The sequence below is a fragment of the Alphaproteobacteria bacterium genome (genome assembly GCA_037146715.1).
Classification (GTDB): Bacteria; Pseudomonadota; Alphaproteobacteria; order UBA7879; family UBA5542; genus JBAWWO01.
The window spans coordinates 171,164-177,429 of the sequence record JBAWWO010000001.1; the positions used below are offsets into that span (position 1 = coordinate 171,164).

General features: G+C 45.1%; 8 protein-coding genes. 4 read left to right on the top strand and 4 right to left on the bottom strand.

What is annotated here, in order from left to right; all coding sequences use genetic code 11:
- The first annotated feature begins 27 nt into the window (after positions 1-27).
- Positions 28-492 carry a nucleoside deaminase gene (locus WCG05_00895; GenBank protein ID MEI8320555.1) on the top strand — a complete coding sequence of 155 codons (465 nt, stop codon included), beginning with the start codon at positions 28-30 and terminating at the stop codon, positions 490-492.
- 33 nt (positions 493-525) lie between these two features.
- On the opposite strand, the gene WCG05_00900 is transcribed toward WCG05_00895, so the two are convergent.
- The 4 genes from WCG05_00900 to WCG05_00915 form a co-directional block, all read right to left on the bottom strand.
- Positions 526-1,353: a M23 family metallopeptidase gene (locus WCG05_00900; protein ID MEI8320556.1), complete on the bottom strand. Its 828-nt coding sequence runs from the start codon at positions 1,351-1,353 to the stop codon at positions 526-528.
- A gap of 226 nt (positions 1,354-1,579) precedes the next feature.
- Positions 1,580-2,350: a 5'/3'-nucleotidase SurE gene (surE, locus tag WCG05_00905; GenBank protein ID MEI8320557.1), complete on the bottom strand. Its 771-nt coding sequence runs from the start codon at positions 2,348-2,350 to the stop codon at positions 1,580-1,582.
- On the bottom strand, positions 2,341-3,624 hold the full coding sequence (gene serS, locus WCG05_00910) for a serine--tRNA ligase (GenBank protein ID MEI8320558.1): 1,284 nt from the start codon (positions 3,622-3,624) through the stop codon (positions 2,341-2,343). Before serS ends, surE begins: the two co-directional genes overlap by 10 nt.
- A 120-nt stretch (positions 3,625-3,744) precedes the next feature.
- Entirely contained in the window at positions 3,745-4,353 is a 609-nt protein-coding gene (locus WCG05_00915; protein MEI8320559.1) for a hypothetical protein, read from the bottom strand.
- 130 nt (positions 4,354-4,483) lie between these two features.
- Between WCG05_00915 and WCG05_00920 the strand changes: the two genes are divergently transcribed.
- From WCG05_00920 to WCG05_00930, 3 genes are read left to right on the top strand one after another with little or no spacing between them, the layout of a single operon-like run.
- Positions 4,484-4,810: a ferredoxin family 2Fe-2S iron-sulfur cluster binding protein gene (locus tag WCG05_00920; protein ID MEI8320560.1), complete on the top strand. Its 327-nt coding sequence runs from the start codon at positions 4,484-4,486 to the stop codon at positions 4,808-4,810.
- A gap of 6 nt (positions 4,811-4,816) precedes the next feature.
- Positions 4,817-5,011, top strand: coding sequence for a Fe-S cluster assembly protein IscX (gene iscX / locus WCG05_00925; protein ID MEI8320561.1), 195 nt, complete (start codon positions 4,817-4,819; stop codon positions 5,009-5,011).
- The gene (locus WCG05_00930; protein ID MEI8320562.1) at positions 4,998-5,945 is read left to right on the top strand and encodes a small ribosomal subunit Rsm22 family protein; all 948 of its coding nucleotides are present in this window, start codon (positions 4,998-5,000) and stop codon (positions 5,943-5,945) included. The genes iscX and WCG05_00930 overlap by 14 nt, the downstream gene beginning before the upstream one ends.
- The last annotated feature ends 321 nt before the right edge of the window (positions 5,946-6,266 follow it).

Below are 6,266 nucleotides of genomic sequence, written 5' to 3' on the forward strand. Positions count from 1 at the left end.
AAGTAATCGTTAATTTGTAGAGATAGTATGATAGAGAATAGCTGGATGTATGCTGCATTGCAAGAGGCTGCAGAGGCCGCCCGTCGAGGCGAAGTCCCCGTGGGGGCCCTTGTTCTTGGGCCAGACAATCAGCTGCTTAGCAAAGCAGGAAATCGCATTGTTCAATTGAAAGATCCCACCGCACACGCAGAAATACTGGCTATTAGGGAAGCTTGTCGCAAAACCGGCTGGGAACGTCTTGTGGATTGTACTCTGTATGTTACGCTGGAGCCCTGCGCCATGTGTGCGGGGGCTTTGTCTTTGGCCCGCTTAAAAACTATTTATTATGGAGCGCCAGACCCTAAGGGAGGCGCCATTCACCATGGTCCCAAATTTTATGACCAACCCACCTGTCACCATCGCCCCACAGTCATTCATGGGATTTTGGAAAAAGAATGCAGCACTATTTTGAAAGAATTTTTTAAGAGGTTGCGGGAGCCACAAGGGCACTAATTTCGCGAAGCAATCGGCCAAAAGGCTAAGTTTTTAAATCAAGTACAGCATCGGATTCACAGGTTTCGTCCCCTTTCGTACTTCAAAATGAAGCTGGGGTATTTTTATGCCTGATTTTCCTACGGTTCCTAGAATTTGGCCCCGCTTTAGACGGTCTCCCTTAATAACTTTAATGTCATGCAGGTGGGCATAGGCTGTCAGCCATCCGCCCCCGTGTTTCACCAGAACCAGATTACCGTAGCTGCGCATGCCGCGCCCTGTATAAGCCACAACGCCATCATCTGCCACGTGGACTGGCGTTCCCAAGGAGGCTTCAATATTCACGCCATCGTTATGAAGTCCCCTGCCCTGTTCTCCATAGGAAGAAATCACACGCCCTTCAACAGGTCGCAAAAAGGCAGAATTTTTACGCTGAGGTAAATCAATGTATTGTGCTATGGGTTTTCCCGCTTCCTCCTCGTTAGTCGGAGAATTTGGCACAATCAGTTGCTGTCCGCTTTTTAAACGATAAGGAGCTTGTAAATTATTCGTGGTTACAAGAGTGCTTAGATTTACCTTATGCAGCATAGCAATTTTGTATAAATCATCATCTTCCGCCACCAAATGAATACGCGGGCTTACCAAAATCAGGATTTGTCCTGGGTAAATGGTATAGGGAGCTGACAGGTTGTTTTTGGCAATAATGGTTGCGATGGGAACTGCATTTTCTTTTGAAATTCTATACAGATTTTCGCCCGTCTTAACCCGATATTTCTGAGGCATTCCCTCGCTGAAAGACAAAGTTTTCCGGTTCCAGACAGATGGTTTTTTGATTATTTTTTTGCCTGTCGAGGTATAAATCACTAATTCTGGCAAAGACATGCTGGATTGGTTGATTTTGTTGACAACGACTGGGGCTGGCCTGTCAGAATGATAGGTCTTTGTGCAACTTGTGAGGAGAAGGAGGAAAAGAGCAAGAGCGAATGCTCTCACCTTTCCCTCAGTGTCTTCCTCGGGCTTGACCCGAGGATCCAAAACAAAAAATGGGCCCTCGGGTCGAAGCCCGAGGGATTCAATTGCAGAGCGTGAATCCACCTTCCTCACACCCCTATTCCATCTGTTGTTTCAAAGTCTTCCATGTGTCGTAATGGGTTAAGTCTAGATGTAGGGGGGTCACAGAAATTTTCCCATGACCAATAGCTTCTAAGTCCGTATCTTTTTCAGGAACATCGCCAAACAACACAGGTCCCACCCAGTAATAGGGCAACCCACGAGGGTCTAAAGCCTTTAACAATGACTTATAATCGGGACGTAATCCCTGGTGAGTCACAGAAATTCCTTTAATCTTATCTGGCATCACATTGGGAATATTGACGTTGATCAACACACCTTTGGGCCAACCGTTTTCTAACAATTTCCGAATGAGACCCGGGCAATACTTCAGGGCTGTTTCCCAATAGATGGGATCCCCCTGGGCCACGCATTGGCTAAAAGCAATGGAGGGCACCCCTAAAAGCGTTCCTTCCATAGCCGCAGCCACAGTCCCCGAATAGGTGACGTCATCGGCCAGATTTTGAGAATTATTCACCCCAGACAAAACTAAATCCGGCTTTTTGTCGGAAATTAATTCTTTAATCGCCATCAGCACGCAATCCGTCGGCGTCCCGTCAACAGAGAACCGTTTGGGCCCCAATTCCTTGGGTCGCAAAGGATAATGGAGCGTCAGCGAGTGGGCCGCCCCGCTTTGTTCTTGAGCAGGCGCCACAACCCACACATCAGAGCTAATCGTTCGGGCAATTTCTTCCAAAACCTGAATTCCAGGCGCATTAATTCCGTCATCATTTGAGATGAGAATTCGTAAATCTTTTTTTACAGACATGTTTTCTTTATAACCTCTATTCCATTCATATACGGCACCAAGGCTTGCGGCACAAGAATAGTGCCATCATCCTGTTGATAGTTTTCAAGAACTGCCACTAAAGTGCGCCCCACAGCCAGACCTGATCCATTCAGCGTATGAACAAAGCGGGGCTTCACAGTGCTGCCCTTAATTTTATAGCGCGCATTCATGCGTCGGGCTTGGAAATCGCCACAATTAGAACAGCTGGAGATTTCACGATAGGCATTTTGCCCCGGCAGCCAAACCTCTAAATCATAGGTTTTCTGCGCAGCAAATCCCATATCCCCCGCGCACAAAAGCATCACGCGATAGGGGAGCTCTAACCGTCTTAGAACCTCTTCCGCCGCTTTGCGCATGCGTTCGTGTTCTGCGGCTGAATCCTCAGGGGTTGTTAAACTCACCAATTCCACCTTATAGAACTGATGCTGGCGAATCATACCACGGGTGTCGCGCCCTGCTGCCCCTGCCTCTGACCTGAAGCAAGGCGTATGGGCTGTAAATCGTTGAGGTAATACCTCCGCATCCAAAGTCTTGCCTGCGGCCAAGCTGGTCAAAGGGACTTCAGAGGTTGGAATCAACCAATGGTTTGTGGTGGTTCGAAAAGCCTCTTCTGAGAATTTTGGCAGCTGACCAATACCAAACATGGTTTGTTCACTCACCAAAAGAGGCGGTGAAACCAAGCAATAGCCGTATTCTTTCGTATGAATATCCAGCATGAATTGGGCAAGGGCCCGTTCCAGTTGGGCCAAAGGCCCCTTCAAGACCACGAACCGGCTGCCAGAAATCTGGGACGCTTGCTGAAAATCCATCAGCCCTAGATCTTCCCCCAACTGAAAATGCTGTTTGGGTTCAAAAGAAAAAGTCTTGGGTTCGGAAAATTTAGAAATTTCAACGTTGAAGGTGTCATCCACCCCATCGGGCACTTCCTCATTAGGCAAGTTTGGCAAGGTTATCAAAAAGTGATGAATTTTTTGTTTTAGGTCTGCTTCCTGGGCTTCTAGATCGGGTAAATTTTCCTTGATAGATGTGCCTTCAGCCATTAGAGGATCAACGTTTTGGCCCGTTTTGCGCGCTTGGGCCATTTGGGCAGCAATCTCATTCTTGCGAGCTTGCTGAGTTTGAACCTCTTGCGTTATCTGACGATGCTTGGCATCTAAGCTCAAAATAGTTTCAGAAAGAGCTTTCAACCCCCGACGTTTCAAGCCTTGGTCGAAATCTTGGGGGGTCTCGCGAATATGTTTTATATCATGCATGTTATTTTAGCGTCCTATGTTTGTCCATAAGATAAAACTCTTGCCAAAAATAATCAAGGAAACAAAGAAAAAGTTTTTGGGAAAGAATTCTGAAAGTCTTCCCCAAAAACAAAATGTGAATTAGTCAGCAGATGCTCCCTGAGAGATATTTCTCTGGTCACCGTCCCTCGAAGCTGTATAGGCCCCAAGGTAGCTTTTAAGGTTCTGAGTAGTAGTGGCATCTAAGAAGCCCCATACTTCGCTCCTTTGGATCAACTCAGGCAGTTGGTCCATTAGCAGTTGGTCCAATGCGACCTTATCACTAATGGATAGCCCCATCATTTCTTCGAGTAGTAAATCCCATTCCTTCCCCAAGTCGTTGGGCTTCAAAAGTCTGTCAATACTCCTTGTTTTCTTAAGCAGCTCGCTTTCAAATGTTTGAATCTTACTTTTCATACTATCGCCCTCATCGTAAGTCTCTCTAATCGTTTGAGCTTGCAGTGATATAATCACTTCCTTTTCTTTGATTTTGTGGAATAATTTTTGAATTTGTTTTTTTAATTTGGGATCGATAGCAATCTCTTCAACAGCATCTTCCTCTAGGGAGCTAACCGATGAAGCCGGGAAAGACGATCTAGAGGAACCCTCCTCCTCAGCAGCTGCACAAAAACCTTCTGTTGCCAACATACCATTCAGCATAAAGGCTAAAGCTGTGTACCCTAATAGTCTTGAAATTTTATTAATCTTCATTTTTGCTCTCCTATTACATAAAACGTATATACAGGGACTATTTTTTTATGACAAGTTTTTTTGAAAAAATTTTTCCTTGTTTCTTTGTTTGTGGCTCTGTACATTGAAAAAAAACGTAAAGGATTTAGAAATGCCAAAAATAGTTTTTATTAATGTTGATGGAATGCGCAAGGAAGTTGAGGCTCCCGTTGGATTATCCCTATTAGAAATTGCCCATACAAACAATATTGATTTAGAAGGTGCTTGCGAAGGGTCCCTTGCCTGTTCTACATGTCATGTGATTATTGATCCAGAATGGTTTGAAGTGTTGCCTGAAGCCTCTGAAGACGAACAAGATATGTTAGATTTAGCCTTTGGGTTAACACACACATCCCGACTGGGTTGCCAAATCTTGATGACAGAAGAACTAGATGGCCTTATTTTGCGCCTACCTGCTGGTACGCGCAACCGCATGTAATCTACGATGAAGTGGACTGATATTTATCCAATTGCCATGTCTTTGGAAGAAAAATACCCTAATGTTGATATTTTGGCTATTCGGTTTACAGACCTGTGGCAATGGGTTCAGCAACTACCGGGCTTTGACGATAACCCTCAGGCTTCCAACGAGAAAATCTTAGAGGCAATTCAAATGGCCTGGCTAGATGAACGCGATTAATCTTTTTTTTCAGAAATTAAAAGCCATTTACCCCACTGTAAAATTCTCAGAACTGATTCAGACTTATGAGACTCTGTCGGAAAGGTATCGCTTTGACACGGCTAATACTGCCCTAAAAAACGAAAAAGAAGTTCTGGTCTATTGTTTTGGTCGATTGCCTGCCACCTTAGGTGTTTTAGAAAAAGTACTGACTGAATACAAAACCCTTACCCAACGATCTGTGGAATCCGTTACAGATTTAGGCTGCGGCCCGGGGGCTAGCGCTTTTATACTGCACGATATTTTTCCCGATTTAAAATCTATCTTATGTGTTGAAAATAATCCCCACATGTTTCAAATGGCCCAGAAATTGACTCAAGATATGACTGATGTTGTGCTGACTCATGAGGATATAAAAACCTGCCGGGTAGCACCCACTGACGTCTGTTTGTTTTCTTATAGCCTGGGGGAACTTACGCCTATTGAGCAAAAACTTGCCCTGGAAAAGGCTTGGATTCAATCAACCCAGGCTCTTATTGTTATTGAACCGGGAACGCCTCAGGGGTTTAAAACACAAGCCTATCTGCGCCAACTTTTGATAGAAAAAGGTGCGCATATTTTGGCCCCCTGTGGACACAATGCCCCCTGCCCTTTGCTTAAAGATCCCACGGATTGGTGTCATTTCCCGCAAAAAATTATGCGAAACCAAGAACACCAAATCCTGAAAAAGGGCAGTTTGCCTTATGAACTGGAAAAATACACCTATCTGATTGCAATCAAGACCCCAGTAATTCTGGACAAAAAACGGCTGATTCGCTCTCCCCTGAAAAATCACGGGCATATTACTCTAGACTTATGTACCGAATCTGATCTTTTGCGTCAAACCCTTACCAAGTCAAAAAATAAACAGGATTACAAAAGAGCCCGACACCTGAATTGGGGTGATTTGTTTTAGGTGAAACCCCGTCTTTGCGAGAAGGTCTGAAAGACCGATGAAACGTCAATCGTCCTCGGCCTTGACCCGAGGGCCCACGCCTTGTTTATGACGTTGCTCAATCTAACGGGGGTGCGTTCCGCACACTACAGGCCCTCAAGTTAAGGCGAGCCTCATTGGGAGAAACTACACTGCTTTGCCTTGCAAGCGTGTGTAGTTAGAGAGTGCCTTCTCATTCCCCTGAGCGGCTGCAAGTTTGTAGTATTCTCTTGCTTCTTCTAAATTTAAGGGGCTGAAGTAGCTAAGGATTAATGTTTAGATGATTTATACCAGGATTTGAGC